The sequence below is a fragment of the Arthrobacter sedimenti genome, assembly GCF_042652025.1.
In the GTDB taxonomy this organism is placed as follows: Bacteria; Actinomycetota; Actinomycetes; order Actinomycetales; family Micrococcaceae; genus Arthrobacter; species Arthrobacter sedimenti.
In genome coordinates this window covers 226,277-248,048 of record NZ_JBHSDQ010000003.1, presented here as the reverse complement: position 1 = coordinate 248,048, position 21,772 = coordinate 226,277, and the positions used below count along the sequence as shown (strand labels likewise).

The following is a 21,772-nucleotide window of genomic DNA, read 5'->3' as shown; positions in this document are numbered from 1 at the left end:
CCCCGCCACCGCATCCGGACCGGCACATACAAGGGCGTTTCGGCGGCGCAACCCCGCAGATAGGCTGTCCGGATGGCTATTGATCTCCGCTCCCTGGGAAACGCCGTCCGCCGCGGACTGCGGCTGCTGCAGAACCGACCGTCCGCTCCGAAGGCCCCTGGCCGCCTGCCGGACAGGCGCCCCGGCGGCCGGCGGCCCGGACACGGCAGCGTCGCCCCAGAGGCTGCGGCCTACCCTGGGGACTTCCGCGGCCGTGCCGCCATCCACTACGCCCCGCGGCCGGACGGCGATCCGGATCCGGGTGAGGTGGTGTGGGCTTGGGTCCCTTACGAGGAGGACCACGCCAAGGGGAAGGACCGGCCGGTCCTCCTGGTGGGGCATAACGGCCCATACCTGCTGGGACTGATGCTGACCAGCAGGGACAGGGTGCCCGACGGTTCCACTGCATCCGGGTACGTGGACCTGGGTGCCGGCGGCTGGGACAGGCAGGGCAGGGCGAGCGAGGTGCGGCTGGACCGGATCCTTCAGATCCGGCCCGACAGCATCCGGCGGGAAGGTGCGGTGCTGGACAGAGCGCGCTTCGAAAAAGTGGCAGCCGGTCTCCGGGGGCGACACGGGTGGACGTGACCGGCGCAAATGGCCAGCGCCGCCGCTGACCTGCTATTCTTTATTGCTGTGTGTCCGTGCAGGTCGACGGTCACTGATGGTTGGCCGCCATAGGTATCCCCACGCCGCTCAGTCAAGGCCAGCTTGAAAGCCCTCTAGACCATTTCCGCATTACAAAGAGAGTTCACACGTGGCGAATATCAAGTCCCAGAAGAAGCGCATCCTGACCAACGAGAAGGCCCGCCTGCGCAACAACGCAGTCAAGTCCGAGCTGAAGACGGCCATCCGCGCCGTCAACACCGCTGTTGAGTCCGCTGACAAGGAAGCTGCTACTACTGCGCTCGTTTCTGCCAGCCGTAAGCTGGACAAGGCTGTCAGCAAGGGTGTTCTGCACAAGAACAACGCAGCGAACCGCAAGTCGGCGATCTCCAAGAAGGTCAACGCACTCTAAGGTTTCCAGTTCCCACGAACTGATGGTGTGGCCGGTACCCTCGGGTACCGGCCACACGGCTTTAAACGGTTTGTTCGGGTAGCCGCGGCAGCCCGCCGTCGACTGTCACCTGAAACGCCTGTTCGATCTGCTGCGGGATGCGGCAGGGCGGCAGGAGGTGACGGAGTCCTGGCGCTACCTGCCCTGGACGGACATGGCAATCACAGTCACGGCGTGCTCCACCGCGTAGACCGGATCCCGGGACAGGCCCTTGACCTGCGCGTCAGCCTCCGCCGTGGCCTGGATGGAGCGCACCAGGCCCTCGGGCGTCCAGCGCCCGACATCCCGCTGCGCCTGCTCGACCAGCCAGGGCTGCATGCCCAGCTCCGCGGCGATCTGCGCTGACGATCCAGAGGCACCTGCCACCCGGGCCACCGTCCTCAGCTTGGATGCGAGGGCTGCCACCAGGGGCACCGGGTCTGCGCCGGTGGCAAGGGCATGTCGCAGGGTGGACAGTGCCAGCGGCGCGTTTCCTGCCATTGCCGCGTCGGCCACCTTGAACGCGGTAGCTTCGACCCGGCCGCCATAGTATTTGTCCACCGTGTCCGTGGTGACGGTGGTGCCCGCGTCCGCGATCAGTTGGGCGCACGCGGCGGCAAGTTCGGACAGGTCTGCACCGACGGCGTTCACCAGTGCCTGGACGGCATCCTGGTTGATGCGCCGGCCGGCTGCTTTAAACTCCGCGGCCACGAATTGGACCTTGTCGGCGTCTTTCTTCAGCGGCTGGCAGTCAACCACGGGCCAGCCGTCCTTCCGGATGGCATCCAGGAGCTTCTTGCCGCGCGCTCCCCCGGCGTGGCGGAGCACCACGACGGCGTCCTCCTCCGGATGTTGGAGGTATGCGAGGGCATCCGCAAGGAAGGCATCGTTCATGCCCTCCACGGCTTCCACCTCGATGAGCTTGCTTTCGCCGAACAAGGAGGGACTCACCTGCATGGTGAGGGCGCCGGGTTCATACCCGGCAGCATTCATACGGCTCAATTCAACGTCCGGTGCAGCCGCCCTGACCTGCGAACGGATCCTGTCCATGGCCCTGATGCCCAGGTACTCTTCCGGCCCGCTCACCAGCACGATCCGGGCCGGGGCTACGTCCCGCCAGGAGGCCGTATTCGATGCCGGGGAGCGGGTTGCTCGCTTTTGCGCAGCGGCCATCGAAGGTCCCTTCCGGAGGTGTTATTGCAGTATCCCAGCCTGCCATGTCTGCGCCCCCGCTCCAAGCCGCAGGCGCGGCGGAACTGCTGCAGCCGGTGTTCCACCAGCCCGATCAGCACCACGGTGGCGGCGTGCAATTCCCGTACCTTGCGGACGACCCGCACGGGCCGCGCCACCGCCCACACGGTGCCGAGGGTCACCGCCGAGAGCAACACCATGGAGAGCAGCCCGGGTACCCCCTCCGGCCAGGGAAGGGCGGAACCGGGCAATTGAGCGGCGCATCGGGCGACGCCCCCTACTCCGGCGCTGAACATGCCGGCCACCGCTATCAGCCCCGTGGCCAGCCACGGCAGCAGAACCACCAGGGGTACCGCAATTGTGCCCAGCAAGGTCACGGGAGCAACCAAGGGCGAGGCCACCACGTTGGCCAGCAACGAATAGGTAGCAAACTGGGGCTGCAGGAGGACGATCACGGGCCCGCACAGCAACTGGGCCGACAACGGAACCGCAACTGCCGCAGCCAACCACCGTGGCACTGCCGCCGGAATCCAGCCGACGATCCGCCGTCCCAGGAGGATGATGCCCAGTGTGGCCAGGACGGACAGCAGGAATCCGAAACTCGAGCCCAACTCCGGGTCGGTCAGCAGGAGACCGATAACAGCGAGGCACAGGAAGCTCAGGCCGCGCCCCGAGCGGCCGCCTGCCAGGGACGTGACACCAATGGCACCCATCAGCGCCGCGCGCAGGACGCTGGCATCAGGTCCCACCAGGACAACGAACAGGCCCAGGCCGGCGAGGGCGGCTCCTGCAGCAGGAGCGCGGGGCAGCCGGAACCGGCGGCACAGGACCAGCTGCGCGCCCAGGACCAGGCTGCAGTTTGCGCCGCTGACCGCTGTCAGGTGGGTCATGCCCACGGCCTTCATCGCGTTGCCCAGGCCCTCATCCAATGCGCTGGTGTCACCGGTGACCATTCCCGGAAGAAGTCCGCGGGCGTCGGGTGGGAGGAAAGCGGAGGCGGCAACGAAACGACCCCGCAGCTCCCTCGCTCCCGCCTCAAGCAAAGAACCGTTATCCAACAGCGGGCTGCCTGCGGCGTTACCGGGGCCCGTCGAGGCGTTGAGGATTCCCACTTCCTGCCCGCCGGGCTCTGCAGGCCGTAGCTTGCCGGTTGCCCGCAGGGTCTGCCCCGGGACAACGTTCCCCCAGCCCTGTCCGCCCATGACCACCAGCCGGGCCCGTATCCGTACCAGAACGCCGCCTGTTGTCATTTCACGGGTCAACACCGGCACGGACCAGCGTTCCCCCGTTCTTCCCCGCCCGCCGATGACACGCGGGTTTCCTGCCACCTCGACCACGGCGACGGCCGACTTCCCTGCCGCGACCGCCTCCGCTAGTGGGCCAGCGGACCGTTGGCTGGATGCTGTTGCCGAGTGGGCTGCGCCGGCAGCAGCCAGTAGCAAAGAGACCCCCACTGCCGCCCTAAAGCTGCGTCTCCGGGACGCCCGCAACGTGGGACCTGCGGCAGGCCCGGCGCGGCTGTGGGCGCTGCCTTTCCGTCTGCCCCGGGCGGCACGGGCCAGGAAGGCGGCGCCGAACACCACCAAGGCGCAGCAGAGGACGGCCAGCTCTGTGGGAGGCAGCCAAAGCCCCGCCACCGCCGCGGCCCACACCGCTGCTGCCGGCAGGGCAAGCCGGAGGTCAGTACGCTTCTGTAGCCCGTCAGGATTTGAGCCGGCTTCTTCCTGGGCCTTGCGGGTCTCAGTGATCCGTGCGCGCAGGCGGTCCAGGCCGGACGCCGGCGTTGTGTCCCGGGCGGCCGGCACTGCATCCACGCCCTGCACGGCCGACTCAATGAACCGGATCCACGGGCTCTGCGCTCCTGGACGCCGGGTTACTGACTTTTGCGTGCCAGGACCTTGCGCCTCGGGTCGGCGCGTTCCTTTCCCACCTCCGCGGTTCCGGGCGGCCTCCGCCCGCAGCCTGTCCGTATGTCGCCTGCCCGGATTGCCCGCCACGGCTACCCCTGGACCGTGACCAAGGGAAGCAAGGCCTCAAGCATCTTGGGGCCAACTCCGTCCACAGCGTCCAGCTCTTCGACGCTCTTGAAAGGACCATGTTCCTTCCGCCAGTCCACGATCCGCTGTGCCAGCACCGGGCCGACCTTTGGCAGCGTGTCCAGCTCCGCAGCCTCGGCGGTGTTCAGGTTGACCTTCCCACCCGATGCCCCCGGCTGCCCGGCGCCGTTTGTCCCGGAGGAGCCGGCGCCGGAACCATCCGGCCCTGCGCCTGCCGAAGCTGCAGCGTCCGTCCCGCCGGGCAGGGGTTCCCCGTGCTGCGGAACGTAGATCTTCTGGCCGTCCTCCACCACCAGCGCAAGGTTGAGCCGGTTGGCATCGCCATCCGCCAAAGCACCACCAGCTGCGGCGATGGCGTCATCTACCCGGCTGCCCTGCTGCAGCCGGATGACACCAGGTTTGGCAACAGCTCCCGCGACATGAACCACCACCAGCCCCGCAGGATTGGACTCCCCCTGGCCTGAAGCAGGGTCAGGGGCCGGGCCCGCACTGGCGTCACCCCGGGGTTCTTCCGTGTGTCCCCCGGAACTGAGCCCGCTCAGCGGCACGACCTCAGGGACTGCCGATCCTGCCTGGAACCAGAACCACGCGCCGGCGGCCGCGGCCAGAGCGGCCAACAGCACGGCGACGCGCAGGCCGACCCGCCATCGTAGTGAAGGTGCACGGCCGGATTCACTTTCAGCTCCATCGCCGTCGCCGGGGCCCCGGTACTCAAAACCGTTCTGACCCTGGCCATGTTCCAGGAGTCCGGGGCGGGCCTCGCCCAGGGTCGCCTGAAGCCTGGCCCGTGCGTGCCGCGCCTGCTGACCTGCTGTTCCAGCATCGCGGCGTGACATAGCTCCACCCTAGGAACCCGGTCGGTTGCCCGGCGAGGCACCCATGGCCGTATGTGGAAACGTGGCGACGGCGAATGCAGCCGGCAGTCCGGTCCAGGTGGCGGACCCGACTGGCTCAGAAGTCGATCCCCTTGACCAGGGTGATGAATTGTTCCTTGACCTGCTCTTCGGTGGGGCCGGCCGGCGAGACCAGGACCTGTGCAGTGAAGATCGCCGTATTCCCGCCCCGAACAACCATGAGGGACATGGACGTGACCGGTACATCGCTCGGAGGCCGGAGGGCTTTTGGTCCGCCCGGCTCTGACCGGATGACCAGGACTGCGCTGTCCCCAACCCCTTCAATATTCTGCCGGTCCGGCGGCAGGGGCCCTGAGAGCATGCCGGCGCCGCCCTCATGAAGTTCGATGGAGAACATGAGCGAGTCCGGCCCGGGCGTCCCTGGAGCGCCAAATTGATAGCGGCAGTTGCCTTCGCCCGGGAGAACCTGCGCCTGGGTTGTGGTGCCAAAAGCCTCTTTGAGCGCATCAACGCTCACCATGGCGCAAACGGGATTGTTGGTAGTGGTCTGTGGACCGACCGGTGGAGCGGATGGAAGGTTGAGATTCTTGCCGTTGCCCCACCCTGCCTCGACGGCCGCCTGCGCGATCGCGCGCGCTGCAGCGTTGCCGTCCGGCACAGGGATCTCCGGCGACATCGGTGGCATGTCCACGATGCGCAGGTCCAGAGACTCGCTGCCCCTGACAGCCTTGAGCACCGTATTTGCTGACGCCCCTCCGGGCTCGCCCCGGAACCACCCCGACCACTGCATGCACGCGAAATCACCGATGCCCTCAACCGTCGAGCAGTCAGGGGTCTTCTTCGCCTCCGCGATCTCGGTGGCTGATGCCGGTGAGATCAACGCGACGCTGAGCGCCCGGCTTTTGTTTGATTTGCTCAAGTAGCTGCAGACATATGCACGGCTTCCGGCCGGTTTCCCCTGCTGGCCCATCTGTACCAGACCAGGATCGACCTTCATTGCGATCTCCGGCGTGATCAGGTCACAGGCAGGGCTCCGGGAGCCGGACGAGGAAGGCTGCGGTGATCCGGAGGGGGAGGACGGCGTGGGATTGAACGGTGAACCCCCTTGCGCGCAAGCCCCAAGGATTACCGCCAGCGCCACGGAAAGCAAAAGGGCAGGTTTCCGGTAAGCGCTCATTGCTTCCCTTTCTGACCCAAAAAACTGCGCCACGAAAGCGGGATGATGTGCTGAAGCAGTCTGGCGGGGCGGCTTACGAGGGGGAAAGACCGTCGGAGCCCGGGGGCGCAGGCGGGGAACTGTATCCCGGTCCTGTTGGAGCCTGCCAGTACCCGGCTTGCGGGTACCTGTCGAACCGTTGCCCCAGCGGGTTCTCCCGCTGCGCGAGCAGCACGATCAGGGCAATCCAGCCGAGCACCGGTAAAGGGTGAGGAGCAGCAACCAGCCGCTGAGGTTGGCATCATGGAGTCGTCGGACCGCCACAGCGAGCGAAGGGATCACGGTGGCGAGAAACCAGATGCCCCCGAGCGCACTGGACCCCGTTATCTGCCCATTAATGATTGTCGGGCTGATCGAGTTCAACACCGCGGACGCCAGTCCGGAGGCGAGAAACCACCACCAATACTCACTGCGACTGGCTCGCCCGGTAAAGACGGCGTATTTCTGGAATACGCGCTTGACTGCCTCGACTGGCGGGGCGCCGTAGTAAGGGAACTCCAGCGCCGGGGTTTTGTTCCGCGAAGCGTCTGGAGGCTGCTGCATGGCCATTGAACTGTCCCTTCCGGTACTGCGATGCCGCCCATGTTACGGAAACGGGGGCCCCAGCACTTGGGCCAGAGGGCCCTACTTCAGGACCGGCCGGGTACAAGACCTTGGTGAAGACAGAAAACCAGCGGGTTGTGGGGTTGCCGGCGTGAGCCGCTCAGCCCTCACATTCGACGCAGTAGGCATGACCGTCCTTTTCCCGCGCCTTCTGGGAGCGGTGGCGGACCAGGAAGCAGGACCAGCAGGTGAACTCATCGTCAGCCTGCGGAATGACCTGGACGACGAGCTCTTCGGCGATGAACTCTCCGCCAGGGGTCAGCCCATCCAGGGTGTCGGCCTCGTCGAGCTCCTGGACGACGGATTGCGCGTCCGGCGCTTTGGCGGACTTCAGTGCCTCCAGTGAGTTTTCCTGGGATTCCTTGACGTCTGTGCGGAGTTCATCGTAATCGGTTGCCACGAAGGTACATCTCTTTTCGTTTGATGGGTGTTACCGGTGCTGCAACGTACAGCCCAGCGAAAGAATTCCCTGCCGGAACTGCTGGCTCACTTGTGGTGGCCCGCGGGCCCGTCAGTTCCCGGCCGCGCCTGTTCCAGCCTGCCCACGATGACCGCGAGGACACCCAGCCCGGTGTGGGCGGCCAGGACCGCCGGCAGGGAGCTGATCTGCGCGGGGGGACATTCCGGAAGAGCCGCTTCCAGCCTGGCTGCCAGGCTCTCAGCCTGCTCCGGGTTGCCGAAGTGGTGGACGGCAAGGCAGACGGATTCACCCGGACGGGGTGCCGCCTCGGCCACCACGATTTCCTCAAGGCGCGCCACGGCCCTGCCGGCAGAACGCACTTTTTCGAGCGGGACGATCCTGCCGTCGTGGACGGCCAGGATGGGCTTGATGGCAAGCATGGTTCCCAGCAGCGACGCCGCGGCTCCGATCCGCCCGCCGCGCCTCAATTGTTCCAGGCTGGGTACATAGAAAAAGACCTTGGTGCGTTCCGCCTGCGATGATGCGGCAGCGGCCACCGCCACCCGGTCCGCACCAGCGGCCGCGGCTTCCACGGCTGCCTGAACCGCCATCCCCTGCGCCATGCCGACGGTCCGCGTATCGACAACGTCCACGGGGATTCCCACCCTGGCTGCAGCGAGCCGGGCGGAATCCGCCGTGCCCGAAAGCTCTCCCGAGATATGGACTGACACCACCGCCTCGAAGCCACGAAGCTCGGCAGCGCGGTAGGCCTGCTCGAATTGGCCCGGCGATGGCCGGGATGTTTTGACTGGTGTCCCCGCGGCCAGTGCCACGGCGATGGTGTCCAGGATGTCGTCTTCACCCTCGCCGTAAATTTCCGCCCCCACCATGACGGGCATGGGCGTCACCGTCAGGATTCCATCGCGCGGAAGCCCGCGTGAATAGTCCGCCGGGAGGGCGGCAGCCGAGTCGGTGACGACGGCGGTGCGCACCACAGCGCCTCCGCCACGTCCGGTGACCGGCCGGGGTGCGGGACGGAGGCCGGAAAGCCGTGCACGCACCCATGGCCAGGCCGTGGCGTTACTGTCAGGCAAAGGGCCTCCTGGAGACGGTGACCGGCTCAGCCGGGACCGGCCGCCGGAAAACTCCCGACGGCCGGTCCATGCTGCGGATACGGCTAGGCCGGGACGATGTTCACCAGCTTAGGGGCACGGACGATCACTGTCCGGATGCCCCGGCCGTCCAAGGCACGCTGGACGTTCTCCGACGCCAGGGCCAGCTCGCGCAGCTGGTCCTCGGAAACGCCGGGGGAAACCTCAAGCCTGTCGCGGACCTTGCCCTGGACCTGGACAACGGCGGTGACCGTTTCCTGGACCAGGAGCGCGGGGTCGTGCGCGGGCCAGCCGGCATTGGCAATGGAAGCCGGGTGGCCCAGCAGGTTCCACATATCCTCAGCCGTGTACGGCGCGAAGAGGCTGAGGATCACGGCGACGGCCTCAGCGGCCTCCCGGACTGCCGGGTCAGCTGCGCCTGCGCCGGAATCAATGGCCTTGCGGGTGGCATTGACCAGTTCCATCAGCTTGGCCACCACCACGTTGAACTTGTTGGCGTCCAGGAGTTCGGCGGCTTCGGCGATGGTGCGGTGCGTGACCGAGCGCAGTGCGCGGTCGCCCGCGGCGAAATCCACACCGGGCCCGCTGGTGACGTCCTGGGCCAGGCGCCACGCCCGGGCCAGGAACTTGGCGGACCCCGACGGGGAAACGTCGGCCCAGTCCACGTCATCTTCAGGCGGGGAAGCGAACACCATGGTCAGGCGGACAGCGTCCACACCGTACTTGTCCAGCTGTTCGCCGAGGTCAACACCGTTGCCCAGCGACTTGCTCATGGCTTTGCCACCGTTGAGCACCTGGCCCTGGTTGAGGAGTGCACTGAAGGGTTCGTCCGCGTCGATCATGCCCAGGTCGTGGATGACCTTGGTGAAGAACCGGGCGTACAGCAGGTGGAGGATGGCGTGCTCCACGCCGCCCACGTACTGGCCCACCGGCATCCAGTCGTTGATCTTCTGCGGATCGAAGGGTCCCTCTGTGTAGTGCGGCGATACGAACCGCAGGAAGTACCAGGAAGAGTCCACGAACGTGTCCATGGTGTCGGTGTCCCGCTTGGCGGGGCGGTGGCAGGTAGGGCACTCAACGTTGACCCAGGACTCGGCGGCGGCCAGCGGCGACGTGCCCTTGGGCGCCAGGTCCTCGCCGCGCAGGTCCGAGGGCAGGGTGACCGGCAGCTGGTCATCAGGCACCGGAACTTCGCCGCAGGACGGGCAGTGGATGATGGGGATGGGAGTACCCCAGAAGCGCTGGCGGCTCAGCAGCCAGTCGCGGAGCCGGAAGTTCACGAACTTCTCGCCCGTGCCCTGCCGCTCCAGCATGGCGATGGCGGCCGGGATGGCCTCAGCCTTGCGCAGGCCGTTGAGCTCGCCGGAGTTGACCAGGGTGCCCTCCCCTGCCGTGGCGGTACCGGAGACAGCGGGATCCTCTTCGCCGGTGTCCAGGACGGCGCGGACGGGAAGGTCGAACGCGCGGGCGAAGTCGAGGTCGCGCTGGTCGTGGGCGGGGACGGCCATGATGGCGCCCGTGCCGTAGTCGGCGAGGACGTAGTCGGCGGCCCAGACGGGCAGCTTCTCGCCATTCAGGGGGTTGATGGCGTAGCGGCCGGTGAAGACGCCGGTTTTTTCGCGCTCGGTGGACTGGCGTTCGATCTCGGAGAGTGCCTTGACCCGCTCGCGGTATTCGTCCAGGGCGGCGGCGTGCTCATCGGTGACGAGTTCGACGGCGAGCGGCGCGTCGGCTGCCACCACGAAGAACGTTGCCCCGTACAAGGTGTCCGGGCGGGTGGTGAAGACCGTCACCTCCTTGGTGGGCTTGCCGCCGTCGGCCTCGATCACGAAGTTGACGTGGGCACCCTCGGACCGGCCGATCCAGTTCTTCTGCATGGCCAGGACGCGCTCGGGCCAGTGGCCGCGCAACTCCTCCATGTCGTCCAGCAGGCGGTCGGCGTAATCGGTGATCTTGAAGTACCACTGGTTCAGGGACTTCTTGGTAACGGTGGTGCCGCAGCGTTCACAGGCGCCGTTGACAACCTGCTCGTTGGCCAGGACGGTCTGGTCCTTGGGGCACCAGTTCACCGGTGAGTTCTTCCGGTAGGCCAGGCCGCGCTCATAGAAGCGCTTGAACAGCCACTGGGTCCAGCGGTAGTACTCGGGGTCCGAGGTGTGGAGGCGGCGCGACCAGTCGGCGGAGATGGCATACCGCTTGAAGGACGCTGCCTGGGTGTCGATGTTGGCGTAGGTCCACTCGCTGGGGTGGGCGTTGCGCTTGATGGCGGCGTTCTCCGCGGGCAGGCCGAAGGAGTCCCAGCCGATGGGGTGCAGCACGTCGAAGCCCTGCTGGCGCAGGTAGCGGGCCACCACGTCGCCCATGGCGAACGCTTCGGCGTGGCCCATGTGCAGGTCACCCGACGGGTACGGGAACATGTCCAGCACGTAGCGGCGCTCGCGGGACCCGTCGTCCACCGGGGTGAAGACCTTGAGGTCTTCCCACACCTGCGGCCATTTGGCCTCCATGGCGGTGAAACTGTAGGTGCCCTCTTCAGGCTCCGCCGACACTGTTGTTGCTGTTCCGGTCTCTGTCTCCGGCTGAACGCCCACTGCTGCCCTCTTCTGTTCTGTTACGGCATCTGTGCTGCCATAACGGCCTGATCCCCCTGCTGCCGGCCCGGCGCAAAGCCCCGGACACACAAAAGCCCCTCACCAAGGGAGGGGCTGCCGCTCAGCTATCCGATAGTCGGAGCCGGCGGCTAAGTAAGCAGAAGGATCGCACGCATAAATCTACTTTAGCGCACCCGCACACCCCCTCAGCGTATGTCGCAAACGAGCGGCTGAGGGAGCAGCAGCCGGAAGAGAGGGGCCGGAGACTCCCCGCCATGGTGTGGTGGGCACCGCGAAGCGGGCGGGCGGGAGTCTCCGGCCCCTCTCAGGGCCAGCTGCGGGCTACTTCACGTCCTCGTCGACCCAATCCATGGATTTGGTGACCGCCTTCTTCCAGAGCCGCATCTGGCGTTCCTGCTCGGCTTGGTCCATCTGCGGTTCCCAGCGCTTGTCCTCGGACCAGTTGGCCGAGCACTCGCCCAGGTCCTTCCAGAACCCGACGGCCAGGCCTGCCGCGTACGCAGCCCCCAGCGCCGTGGTCTCAATGACCTTGGGACGGATCACCGGGACGCCAAGGATGTCCGCCTGGAACTGCATCAGGGCGTCATTGGCAACCATGCCGCCGTCGACCTTCAGCTCGCTCAGCGGCACGCCGGAGTCCGCGTTGACCGCATCCAGAACCTCGCGGGTCTGGAACGCGGTGGCCTCCAGCGCTGCCCGTGCGATGTGGTTCTTGTTGACGAACCGGGTCAGGCCCACAATCGCGCCGCGGGCGTCGGAGCGCCAGTACGGGGCGAACAGGCCGGAGAACGCCGGGACGATGTACACGCCGCCGTTGTCCTTGACCGACGCAGCGAGCGTTTCCACTTCCGGGGCGCTGCTGATCATGCCCAGGTTGTCGCGAAGCCACTGCACCAGGGAGCCGGTGACCGCGATGGACCCTTCGAGGGCATAATGCGGTTTCGCGTCGCCCAGCTTGTAACCCACGGTGGTGAGCAGCCCGTTCTTCGAGTGGACGATTTCCTCGCCCGTGTTGAAGATCAGGAAGCAGCCTGTGCCGTAGGTGTTCTTCGCTTCACCGGTATCGAAGGCGGCCTGGCCGAACGTCGCGGCCTGCTGGTCGCCCAGGATGCCCGCCACCGGCGTCTCGCGGAGCAGCTGTGAGCTGTGGACGGTGCCGTAAACCTCCGAGGAGGACTTGATTTCCGGCATCATGCTGCGCGGGACGCCGAAGATGCCAAGGATCTCGTCGTCCCACTGCAGGGTTTCGAGGTCCATGAACAGGGTGCGGGAAGCGTTGGTGACGTCAGTGACGTGGACGCCGCCGTCAACACCGCCGGTCAGGTTCCAGAGGACCCACGCGTCGGTGTTGCCGAAGACCAGGTCCCCGGCCTCGGCCTTTTCCCTGGCGCCGTCAACGTTGTCCAGGATCCATTTGATCTTGGTGCCGGAGAAGTAAGTGGCCAGGGGCAGTCCCACTTTTTGTTTGAAGCGGTCTGCCCCGCCGTCCTTCGCCAGCTGGTCCACGATGTCCTGGGTGCGGGTGTCCTGCCAGACGATGGCGTTGTACACGGGCTTGCCCGTGGTCTTGTCCCACACCACAGCGGTTTCACGCTGGTTGGTGATGCCGACGGCGGCGATATCGTGCCGCGTCAGGTTCGCCTTGGAGAGGGCCGAGCCGATGACCTCACGGGTGTTGTTCCAGATTTCAGTAGCGTCATGTTCCACCCACCCGGCCTGCGGGAAGATCTGCTCGTGTTCCATCTGTCCGCTGGAGACAATGGCGCCGCTGTGGTCGAAGATGATGGCGCGCGTGCTGGTGGTGCCCTGGTCGATGGCGATTACGTACTGGTTCATGATGACGTCCTTGTCTTTGTTGGTTGGATTCGGTACGGGTCAGGCAGCAGCCGTGATGATGATGGGAACAATGCGGGCCACCAGGCCGCCGAGCGCGCCGCCGACCAGCGGTCCGACGACGGGGATCCAGGAGTACGCCCAGTCGCTGGAACCCTTGCCGCGAATGGGAAGCACTGCGTGGGCGATGCGGGGGCCAAGGTCACGGGCGGGGTTGATGGCGTAGCCGGTGGGTCCGCCGAGGGAAACACCGATGCCGACCACCAGGAGGGCGACGGCGAGCGGGCCAAGGCCGGAGGGGGTGCCACCGAGGGTGAGGATCACGAACACCAGCACGAAGGTGCCGATGATCTCGGTAATCAGGTTCCAGCTGCTGGTGCGGATGGCGGGCCCGGTGGAGAAGACGCCGAGCTTGCCGGCGGGCTCGGGCTCGTCATCAAAGTGCTGCTTGTACGCCAGCCAGCAGACGACGGCACCGAGGAAGGCACCCACCATTTCGCCGCCGAAGTAGGTCAGGGTCGAGGCGAAATCCACGGCGACGCCAGGAGCGTATTCGGCTTTGCCATTGAGCAGCAGGCCGAGCGTAACGGCAGGGTTCAGGTGCGCACCCGACTTGGCGGCGACGAAGACGCCACAGAAGACGGCGATTCCCCACCCCCATGTGACCATGAGGAAACCGCCGTTGTTGCCTTTTGTCCCCCGCAAAGCCACGTTGGCAACGACGCCGCAACCCAACAGGGTCAGCATGCCCGTGCCAAAGACTTCGGAGAGGAAGACTATTCCTAGAGACATCTTTGACTCCTTCTTTGTTTAGTTGTCGGTCCTCCGCGGGTGAAGGACCGTTGGGCCGGGACGCTGGCGCGCCCCGGCCGGCTGCCCGGCCTTAGGAGACCAGGCTGTGCATTTCCACGCGGTGGAAACGCTGCAGCACGTCCTGGGCGTGCTTGATCTCAGCGGCGCGGGTGGCAGCGTCCCACTTGAGCGGGACGGACAGCACCTCCGCCACTTCGTTGAGGAGTTCTCCGGTAACCAGCCCGCGGAAGGCCAGGGAGGTCCGCCGGATAAACACATCCACCAGGTGCCCCACCTGCTCGTTTGCCGCCATGAACCCGAGTTCACGGACACTCAGTTCGCGGGTGGAGCGCAGTGGCTGGTCGGGTTCCGCATCGAGGTACGCGATCACGGCTTCGGCGCGGGTCCCGTAGCGGGTCAGCAGCCCGGCTGTGCGGTCGGCGTCACGGCCGGCGTCCATGTGTGCCTTGATCCATTTCTGCACGCCGGCGTCATCGGCTGGGAAGCCGGCGCCGCCGCCGATGGAAAGCTGCGCCGTCGACACCTTGCGCTGCACGCCGAGTTCGGCGAGGACCTCGTTGGTCAGGTGCTCAGCAAGGGCACGGAAGGTGGTCCACTTGCCGCCCACCAGGCTCAGGACGACGGCGCCGCTTCCGTTGGCGCCGGAGGCGCGCCGTTCGATGCGGTAGTCGCGGGAGACGAAGCCGGGCTGGGTGGCGTCGTGGCTTGGCAGGGGGCGCACCCCGGAGAAGGTGTAGACGATGTCGTCGGGCGTCACGTCGATCGAGGGGAAGACGTGGCCGATGAGGTCGAAGAAGTACTGGATCTCCTCATCAGTGCAGATCGCGTCCTCCGACATGTCCGCATCGACGTCGGTGGTGCCCACCAGTACGCGGTCGCCCATGGGGTAGATGAGGACGATCCGGCCATCGGTGTGCTCGAAGAAGATTTCCCGTCCGCGGCAGGCTGCGAGGAGGCCGGGGTGGTCAAGCACGATGTGGGAGCCCTTGGTGCCGCCCATGAAGGAGGAAGCTGCGCCCATGGCCTCGTTGGTGTTGTCCACCCAGGCCCCCGTGGTGTTGACGATGATGTCCGCCGTGAAGTCGAATTCCTCACCGGTGAGTTCGTCGCGGAGCCGGACGGTGCTTCCCCGGCCGGTCCCGGGGTTGGGTGCGGACGACATGGACTGCAGCGAGAGGTAGTTGCTGGCGCGGGCGGTGTTTCCCTGTGCTCCGGCGGCCTCGGTGTTGCCGGCCCGGCCGGCCTTTTCGCCGTCCTGGAGGACGTCGAGTGTCAGCCGCTCGGGGTTGTGGACGGAGGCATCGAAGTAAGTGGCCGTGTACTTGACGTCGGGCCGGAGGGCAGGTAGCTCCTGGAGGGCCGCCTTGTGGGTGCGGAACTGGTGCCGGGGCACCGTCCCGCCGTCACGGGAGAACGAATCGTAGAGGCTGAGGCCGGCCTTGATGAGGAACGCGCCGCGCTCCTTGGGCTTGCCCTGCTGCTTGTGTGTCAGGAAGCGCAGCGGTGCGGACAGGATCCCGGAGAAGGTACTGAAGATCGGGATTGTTGTCTGCAAGGGCTTGACGTAGTGCGGGGCAATCTTCAGCAGGCGATTGCGTTCCACCACGGATTCCCGGACCAGGCGGAACTCGCCGTTCTCGAGATACCGGATGCCGCCGTGGATCATGTGCGAGGATGCGCCGCTTGCACCCTGGCAGTAGTCGCCGCGCTCCACCAGTGCTACATCCACGCCCTGCAGGGCCAGATCCCGGAAGGTGCCGACTCCGTTGATGCCACCTCCCACCACGAGCACCTTTGCGTGTGGACGGCGCCGCAGGCTGTGGACCGACGAACGTTCGGCCGCTGAAAGGGGCGCGCTGACAGAGGGTTGTACAGATGAATCCTTGGGTCCCAAAACGACTCCCTTGGGGCTTTGTGTGATGCGGTCACCGCTGGGTGGCGCCGCCGTTCTGCTCTATTGTTTGGAGAAATGGAAAATGGAGTCAAGGACTATGCACAAACGTGCAGAACGGAACTGAGATGGCACTTTCCCGGGACCAAGACGCCCTCCGAGCTGCACAAATGTATTATCTGCAGGACCTGACGATGGACGCGATAGCACGTGAACTGCGGACGTCCCGGTCCACGGTTTCCCGCCTCCTGTCCTCCGCCAGGGAGTCGGGCCTGGTGCAGATCCAGATCCGCAACCCCCTGGATACCGGACCCGAACTGGAGGGGATGATCCGGCGCCGGTACAACCTGGACGTCCATGTGGTCCCGATCCTCGGGACGCTCAATGAGGCTGAGACCTTGGACCGGGTTGCCATGCAGGCGGCGCGGACCATCGGGCCGGTGGTGGACTCCAACGCCATCATCGGGGTGGCCTGGGGATCAACCCTCAGTGCGGTGAGCAGGCACCTCACCAGGAAGATCACGCATGACAGCGTCATCGTCCAGCTCAACGGCGCCGGCAACATGCACACCACCGGCATTACCTATGCAAGCGACATCATGCGCAGGTTCGGCAGCGCCTACGGAGCCCGGGTGGAACAGTTCCCTGTCCCTGCCTTCTTCGACCACGCCGCCACCAAGACGGCAATGTGGAATGAACGCAGCGTCCAGCGGGTCCTGGAGCTGCAGGCCAAGATGAGCATCGCCATTTTCGGTGTCGGTTCCGTGCACGCCGACTACCCCAGTCACGTTTATGCCGGCGGGTACCTGGACGAGGACGACCTGAACGCGCTGGCCAACTCCGACGTGGTGGGCGACGTGGCCACCGTCTTCTTCCGGGGCGACGGTTCCTCTGACGGGATCGTCCTGAACGAAAGGTCCACCGGCCCTGCACTGGCCCAGCTGCGGCAAGTCCGCCGCAGGATCTGCGTGGTATCGGGAGTGTCCAAGATCAATGGCCTCCGCGGTGCCCTGGCGGCGCGGCTCGCGACCGACCTGATCCTTGATGAAGCCACTGCCCGGCGCCTTGTCGATTACGAGGGACTGACCAGCTGAAGTGGGTAGAGTCGATGCCATGAGAACCTCACCCCGACTCAGCCTGAACAACGGCGTGCTGATAGACCAGCTCGGCTTCGGGCTCTACAAGGTGCCGGCAAAAGACGCGGAAGGCCTGGTAGCCACCGCGCTCGCCGCCGGGTACCGGCACTTCGACACGGCCGCCATGTATGGCAACGAAACCGGGGTGGCCAGGGGCATCAGTTCCCAGCTGGGCGCCGGGGAAGGCAATGGTGGTTCCGGGGAACTGTTTCCGCCGCTTGGCCGGGAAGACGTGTTCGTCACGACGAAGGTGTGGAATGACCACCACGGCTACGATGCAACCCTGCGGGCCTTCGACGACTCCATGGTCAACCTGGGCCTGGACTACGTGGACATGTACCTGATCCACTGGCCCTGTCCGCGCCGCGGCCTGTTCCCCGAAACCTACCGCGCCTTGGAAACCCTGTACCGCGAAGGCCGGGTCCGCGCCATTGGCGTCAGCAATTTCCAGCCGGCGCACCTGGACCGCCTGCTGCAAAGCGCTGAAGTGGTCCCCGCCGTCAACCAGATTGAGCTTCACCCCTGGCTGCAGCAGGAAGAACTGCGCAGCAAGCACGCGGAACTCGGAATCCGCACGGAAGCATGGAGCCCGCTGGGCCGCGGCCAGGTCCTTGCCGACCCCGTCATCCAGGCCTGCGCCGCCGAGCACCGCAAAACGCCCGCGCAGGTGATCCTCCGCTGGCACATGCAGCTGGGAAATATCGCCATTCCCAAGGCCAGCTCCGAAGCGCGGATCCGGGAGAACCTCGACGTCTTCAATTTCGAGCTTTCAGAGCGCGATCTGGTGGCCATCAAGGAGCTGGATCGCGGGCAGCGGACCGGCTCCCATCCGGACAACGTCAACTAGGCCCGGCATGGATACCGTGAACCCGGAAACATCCCCTGCGCCCAAGTACCTGAGTCCCGGCCTCGCCGCCCGCACGTCCGCCTCCACGGTGATCCTCGACGGCGTAACGGTGGCCTTCTGGACCTACCAGCCCCTCGAAGAGACGCCGGATACCCGGACCATCCTGGTGGTCCATGGATTCCGCGGCGACCACCACGGGCTCCTGCGCGTCGCGGACCAGCTCCCGGACATGCGCATCATCATGCCGGACCTGCCCGGCTTTGGCAGTTCAGACGCCTTTGTCCAGGACGCGCACTCAGTGGAGCGTTACGGGCAGTTCATCACCGATTTCATGGCGTCCCAGGGCCTGGGACCGGACACCGTGCTGCTGGGACATTCCTTCGGCTCCATCGTGGCGTCACACTTCGCAGCCAACAACCCGGATGCCGTAAAGCCCCTGATCCTGGTCAACCCCATCGCCGCCCCGGCGCTGGAAGGACCCAAAGGCGTGATGACCCGGCTGGCCGTGCTCTACTACCGGCTGGCGGCACGCCTCCCCCGGAAGCCGGGCCTGGCGCTTTTGCGCAATCCGCTGATCGTGCGGGTGATGAGCGAAACCATGGCCAAGACGCGCGACATGGAGCTGCGCGCCTTCATTCATGGCCAGCACCACGCCTATTTCAGTTCCTTCGCCGACCGGGACAGCCTGCTGGAGTCCTTCACCGCCTCCGTCAGCAACCATGTGGCAGAGGTGGCCGAACGCCTGGAACTTCCCGTGCTGCTGATCGCCGGCGAAAAAGACGAAATTGCCACCCTTCCCAACCAGCACCGCCTCCTGGCCCTGCTGCCGGACGGGCAGCTGAAGGTGATACCCGGCGTCGGACACCTGATCCACTACGAAACGCCGGAACCGGCCGCCCGCTACATCCGCAGCTTCCTGAAGGACCACCCCGCGTGAAGATTGTCATCGATGCACGTTTCACCCGCACCGACCACCACGACGGCATCAGCCGCTACGGAGCAAGCCTGATTGCTGCCACGGCGAAGATCGCCGACGTGTCCATGCTGGTCTCCGATGTCCGGCAACTGGCCCTCCTTCCGGACGTTCCGTACACGCTCATCAGCAGCCCGCTCTCCCCCCGTGAGCTGTTCGTCGCCCGGACGGTCAACGGCATCGGAGCGGACGTGGTGGTGTGCCCCATGCAGACCATGGGCACGTGGGGCCGCAAGTACGGCCTCATCCTTACGCTGCACGACCTCATCTACTACGAGCACCCCACTCCCCCGGGCTTCCTGCCCGGACCCGTGCGCCTGCTCTGGCGGCTATACCACAAGGCGTTCTGGCCGCAGCGCCTGCTCCTCAACCGCGCCGATATCGTGGCCACCATCAGCCGCACCACCGAGGCGCTGATGGCCAAGTACCGGCTGACGCGCCGGCCCGTGCGCATCATCGCCAACGCCCCGCAGCCGGCCCAGGAACCCCGCAACCCGGACGATGGTACTGACAAGACGATCATCTACATGGGCTCGTTCATGCCGTACAAGAACGTGGACACCATGGTGGCGGGCATGGCCGGCCTGCCCGGCTACACCCTGCACCTGCTCAGCCGCATAACGCCGCAGCGGCGCGCCGAGCTGGAACAAATCATCCCGCCGGGCGCCTCGGTGGTGTTCCACAACGGGGTGACGGATGCGGAGTATGACGCCCTGCTGCGGCGGGCCACCGCACTGGTGAGCCTCTCCAGGGCCGAGGGGTATGGGCTTCCCCTGGTCGAGGCCATGGCGCTTGGCACCCCGGTGATCGCCAGCGACATTCCGATTTTCCGGGAAGTTGGTGCGGACGCAGCGCTCTACGTGGACCCGGAGTCCCCGAAGCAATTCGCCGACGCGGTGGCGCGCCTGCAGGATGACGCGCACTGGCAGGACATGTCCCGGCGATCCATTGCGCGGGCAAGCGAATTCAGCTGGGACGAATCGGCACGCCAGCTGGTGGACGCGGCCCACGAAGTCATGGCGAAAAGGCGCCGGACCTAAAGCACGTCGACACCGTCGAGGCGGAGCTGCACCGGGTCGGTGGTCCGTTTGGCTGCTACGGCTGCCCGGGTGACCCTGAGGACGCGGACGACGGCGGCCGCCTGGCCGTAAGGGAAGAACAGCAGGGTCCGTACGTCCTCGGCTGAGCGCCTGCCGGAGGGCGGTGCAGTCAGCAGCAGCGGCGCCGGGCCCGCAGTGCGCAGCGTTATGCCGGCGCGTGCGAGGTCGGCTTCCACGGCACCGGTGTAGTGTTCCACGGCAGCCCGCGGCCCCGTCACGGAAGCAATCCGCACAGCCGGCGGCAGTTGCAGCTCCATCCGGAGGGACAGCTCGCGCTGGGCGTAACCTGCCGGGTCCCACCGCAGCAGGGCGCCGGTTGCTGCCGCGTCCGAGGCCGTAACCACCACCAGCCCCTTGTCCGGGGCGGGACGGACCAGCGCTGCAGCATTGAACCAGCGCCGCACGGTGTCTTCTCCTGCACGGAGGGTTTCGCGGCGGAGCAGGGAATCGCCGTCCAGGAGCAGGGCAGCAGCATAACCGCCCTCTGCGACAGGTTCGGCGCCGACGGTGGCCACCACCAGCGCCTTGCCCGCCCCCACCCTGGCCTTCACCTGGTCGCCGGAGGACGTGATGACTGTGGTGCCGGGAAATGCTCGGCCAAGCTCCTCGGCAGTGCGCAGAACCCCGGTGGCGCCCTTGCGCAGCCGCCTGCCCCCACAGTGGGAACACCTCCAGTCCGGTGCCGGGGTGGAACACCAGCGGCACTGCGGCAGCGCTGATGTTCCACCCAGCGCCAGGGGTCCCTGGCAGTGGGCGCAGCGAGCCGGTGCACGGCACGTTTCGCATACCAGCGAGGGCGCATAGCCTGCCCTGGCCACCTGCACCAGCACAGGGCCGCGCTCCAGTCCTTCTTTGGCCGCCTGCCACGCGGCGTGCGGGAGGCGGGCGAGGGTGGCCAGTGGATCCCGCGCCTGTTCGAAGCTGTCGGCAGTGCTGACGACGCGGGCAACGGTCCTGCGGAGGGTTCCACGCTCGGTTTCGACCGGGACGGCCCAGCCGGCTTCCACCAACCGCTGCACTTCGGTGCTGCGGGCATGGCCTGCAAGCAGGCAGGCAGCGCCTTCCTGCTCGGCCCGCAGAAGCAGGACCTCCCGGGCATGGGCGTATGGTGCGCGCTGCTCGATGTGAAGATCGTCGCCGTCGTCCCAGCAGGCCACCAGCCCCAGGTCCTGAACAGGCGCGAAGGCGGCGGACCTTGTGCCGATGGCGATCTTCGCAGTGCCGGCCAAGAGTCGGAGGAAATTGCGGTACCGCGGGGTGGGCCCGTCGTGGGCGGTGAGCCGGGCCACCGCCTCGGCCGGGACCAGCCTTTCGAGCGCTTCCTCGAGCCGGTCCAGGTCCCGGTAGTCGGGTACCACCAGCACCGAGCCCCTACCGGAGGTGTAGGCGGCAGCAGAGGCCTGGGCCAGCAGGTCCGGCCAGCCCGCGGGACCGTACCCCTGCAGGGGGTTGACGACGGCGCGGGGCGATCCCCCGCCAGCCAGGTGCCGCAGGAACGCAGCACCTGTGCGGTACTCACGCCAGGCGGAAACGGCGGGGGTTCCGGCAGCTTCGGGCGCAGGAACCGCCTCCTTTGCACCCAGCGGGTCGGGGTAGTCCTTTTCCAGCTTGGCCACCCGCGGGGGCACCGCCAAGCGGAGGACATCGCTGACCGTACCGGCGTAACGGGCAGCAACGGCGGTGGCAAGGTCCCTGACGGCGGGCGTGAGGACCTGGACCGGGGACACAACCTTCGCCAAGGGAACCAAGGTGTGTCCGGAGTCGGACTCCTCCACCCGCTCAAGGAGGAATCCGCTGAGGTCCTGGCCATTGAACTTGACCTTCACCCGGGTTCCAGGCTGGGCAGCCTGGTCCAGCGGCTCCGGGACGGCATAGTCGAAGGGGCGGTCCAGGTGTGGCAGGGAGGACTCAACCAGGACCCGCGCCACCGGCAGGCACCGGGCGAGGGTAACGCCGCCGGGCATTTTGCGTGCGGGAAAACCCTGCAGCAGGGTGGGCTGGACGGAGCTGTCAGGAACCACGACAGTTACCTCCGTTCAGCTACCGGTTCGACACGGAC

At 66.5% G+C, this 21,772-nt stretch carries 18 protein-coding genes; 6 read left to right on the top strand and 12 right to left on the bottom strand.

The window, feature by feature from the left end; all coding sequences use genetic code 11:
- Positions 1-72 precede the first annotated feature (72 nt).
- A complete protein-coding gene (locus ACFO0G_RS09235; RefSeq protein ID WP_376977157.1) occupies positions 73-627 on the top strand; it encodes a type II toxin-antitoxin system PemK/MazF family toxin in 555 nt (184 codons plus the stop codon).
- Between the two features lie 169 nt (positions 628-796).
- Positions 797-1,057 carry a 30S ribosomal protein S20 gene (gene rpsT, locus ACFO0G_RS09230; protein WP_018761400.1) on the top strand — a complete coding sequence of 87 codons (261 nt, stop codon included), beginning with the start codon at positions 797-799 and terminating at the stop codon, positions 1,055-1,057.
- A 174-nt stretch (positions 1,058-1,231) separates the two neighbouring features.
- Here the strand turns inward: rpsT and holA are convergent, their stop codons facing one another.
- The 11 genes from holA to ACFO0G_RS09175 all read right to left on the bottom strand — a co-directional run bounded on the left by holA (position 1,232) and on the right by ACFO0G_RS09175 (position 15,660).
- Positions 1,232-2,248 carry a DNA polymerase III subunit delta gene (holA, locus tag ACFO0G_RS09225; RefSeq protein ID WP_376977154.1) on the bottom strand — a complete coding sequence of 339 codons (1,017 nt, stop codon included), beginning with the start codon at positions 2,246-2,248 and terminating at the stop codon, positions 1,232-1,234.
- Positions 2,182-4,089, bottom strand: coding sequence for a ComEC/Rec2 family competence protein (locus ACFO0G_RS09220; RefSeq protein WP_376977152.1), 1,908 nt, complete (start codon positions 4,087-4,089; stop codon positions 2,182-2,184). The genes holA and ACFO0G_RS09220 overlap by 67 nt, the downstream gene beginning before the upstream one ends.
- Before the next feature lie 176 nt (positions 4,090-4,265).
- Positions 4,266-5,159, bottom strand: a complete 894-nt coding sequence (locus ACFO0G_RS09215; protein WP_376977150.1) for a ComEA family DNA-binding protein — start codon at positions 5,157-5,159, stop codon at positions 4,266-4,268.
- Positions 5,160-5,274: 115 nt separating this feature from the next.
- A complete protein-coding gene (locus ACFO0G_RS09210) occupies positions 5,275-6,096 on the bottom strand; it encodes a hypothetical protein (protein WP_376977148.1) in 822 nt (273 codons plus the stop codon).
- Positions 6,097-6,570: 474 nt separating this feature from the next.
- Positions 6,571-6,942 (bottom strand): DUF805 domain-containing protein, encoded by a 372-nt coding sequence (locus ACFO0G_RS09205; RefSeq protein ID WP_376977146.1) that lies wholly within the window; start codon positions 6,940-6,942, stop codon positions 6,571-6,573.
- Between the two features lie 154 nt (positions 6,943-7,096).
- The gene (locus ACFO0G_RS09200) at positions 7,097-7,396 is read right to left on the bottom strand and encodes a DUF4193 domain-containing protein (protein WP_286397194.1); all 300 of its coding nucleotides are present in this window, start codon (positions 7,394-7,396) and stop codon (positions 7,097-7,099) included.
- A gap of 86 nt (positions 7,397-7,482) precedes the next feature.
- Positions 7,483-8,490: a DegV family protein gene (locus tag ACFO0G_RS09195; RefSeq protein ID WP_286397197.1), complete on the bottom strand. Its 1,008-nt coding sequence runs from the start codon at positions 8,488-8,490 to the stop codon at positions 7,483-7,485.
- Positions 8,491-8,573: 83 nt separating this feature from the next.
- A complete protein-coding gene (gene leuS / locus ACFO0G_RS09190) occupies positions 8,574-11,099 on the bottom strand; it encodes a leucine--tRNA ligase (protein ID WP_376977143.1) in 2,526 nt (841 codons plus the stop codon).
- Between the two features lie 342 nt (positions 11,100-11,441).
- On the bottom strand, positions 11,442-12,956 hold the full coding sequence (glpK, locus tag ACFO0G_RS09185) for a glycerol kinase GlpK (protein WP_142133765.1): 1,515 nt from the start codon (positions 12,954-12,956) through the stop codon (positions 11,442-11,444).
- A gap of 39 nt (positions 12,957-12,995) precedes the next feature.
- Entirely contained in the window at positions 12,996-13,745 is a 750-nt protein-coding gene (locus ACFO0G_RS09180; RefSeq protein ID WP_286397203.1) for an MIP/aquaporin family protein, read from the bottom strand.
- Between the two features lie 91 nt (positions 13,746-13,836).
- Positions 13,837-15,660 carry a glycerol-3-phosphate dehydrogenase/oxidase gene (locus ACFO0G_RS09175; protein WP_286397204.1) on the bottom strand — a complete coding sequence of 608 codons (1,824 nt, stop codon included), beginning with the start codon at positions 15,658-15,660 and terminating at the stop codon, positions 13,837-13,839.
- 125 nt (positions 15,661-15,785) lie between these two features.
- Between ACFO0G_RS09175 and ACFO0G_RS09170 the strand changes: the two genes are divergently transcribed.
- The 4 genes from ACFO0G_RS09170 to ACFO0G_RS09155 are packed head-to-tail and all read left to right on the top strand — an operon-like array spanning position 15,786 to position 19,653.
- Positions 15,786-16,751, top strand: a complete 966-nt coding sequence (locus ACFO0G_RS09170) for a sugar-binding transcriptional regulator (protein ID WP_286404404.1) — start codon at positions 15,786-15,788, stop codon at positions 16,749-16,751.
- 19 nt (positions 16,752-16,770) lie between these two features.
- Positions 16,771-17,640, top strand: a complete 870-nt coding sequence (locus tag ACFO0G_RS09165) for an aldo/keto reductase (RefSeq protein ID WP_286397206.1) — start codon at positions 16,771-16,773, stop codon at positions 17,638-17,640.
- Positions 17,641-17,647: 7 nt separating this feature from the next.
- Positions 17,648-18,577 carry an alpha/beta fold hydrolase gene (locus tag ACFO0G_RS09160; RefSeq protein ID WP_376977140.1) on the top strand — a complete coding sequence of 310 codons (930 nt, stop codon included), beginning with the start codon at positions 17,648-17,650 and terminating at the stop codon, positions 18,575-18,577.
- The gene (locus ACFO0G_RS09155) at positions 18,574-19,653 is read left to right on the top strand and encodes a glycosyltransferase family 4 protein (protein ID WP_286397212.1); all 1,080 of its coding nucleotides are present in this window, start codon (positions 18,574-18,576) and stop codon (positions 19,651-19,653) included. Before ACFO0G_RS09160 ends, ACFO0G_RS09155 begins: the two co-directional genes overlap by 4 nt.
- On the opposite strand, the gene ACFO0G_RS09150 is transcribed toward ACFO0G_RS09155, so the two are convergent.
- Positions 19,650-21,677, bottom strand: a complete 2,028-nt coding sequence (locus ACFO0G_RS09150; RefSeq protein ID WP_376977472.1) for a primosomal protein N' — start codon at positions 21,675-21,677, stop codon at positions 19,650-19,652. The two genes, ACFO0G_RS09155 and ACFO0G_RS09150, sit on opposite strands and share 4 nt — an antisense overlap.
- Positions 21,678-21,772: the final 95 nt, after the last annotated feature.

Bases quoted from the DNA above. Each gene is read 5' to 3' on its own strand.
- ACFO0G_RS09235 (WP_376977157.1), top strand. From the start codon at position 73: ATGGCTATTGATCTCCGCTCCCTGGGAAACGCCGTCCGCCGCGGACTG.
- holA (WP_376977154.1), bottom strand. From the start codon at position 2,248: ATGGCCGCTGCGCAAAAGCGAGCAACCCGCTCCCCGGCATCGAATACG.
- ACFO0G_RS09215 (WP_376977150.1), bottom strand. From the start codon at position 5,159: ATGTCACGCCGCGATGCTGGAACAGCAGGTCAGCAGGCGCGGCACGCA.
- ACFO0G_RS09205 (WP_376977146.1), bottom strand. From the start codon at position 6,942: ATGGCCATGCAGCAGCCTCCAGACGCTTCGCGGAACAAAACCCCGGCG.
- glpK (WP_142133765.1), bottom strand. From the start codon at position 12,956: ATGAACCAGTACGTAATCGCCATCGACCAGGGCACCACCAGCACGCGC.
- ACFO0G_RS09180 (WP_286397203.1), bottom strand. From the start codon at position 13,745: ATGTCTCTAGGAATAGTCTTCCTCTCCGAAGTCTTTGGCACGGGCATG.
- ACFO0G_RS09170 (WP_286404404.1), top strand. From the start codon at position 15,786: ATGGCACTTTCCCGGGACCAAGACGCCCTCCGAGCTGCACAAATGTAT.
- ACFO0G_RS09165 (WP_286397206.1), top strand. From the start codon at position 16,771: ATGAGAACCTCACCCCGACTCAGCCTGAACAACGGCGTGCTGATAGAC.
- ACFO0G_RS09160 (WP_376977140.1), top strand. From the start codon at position 17,648: ATGGATACCGTGAACCCGGAAACATCCCCTGCGCCCAAGTACCTGAGT.
- ACFO0G_RS09150 (WP_376977472.1), bottom strand. From the start codon at position 21,677: ATGCCCGGCGGCGTTACCCTCGCCCGGTGCCTGCCGGTGGCGCGGGTC.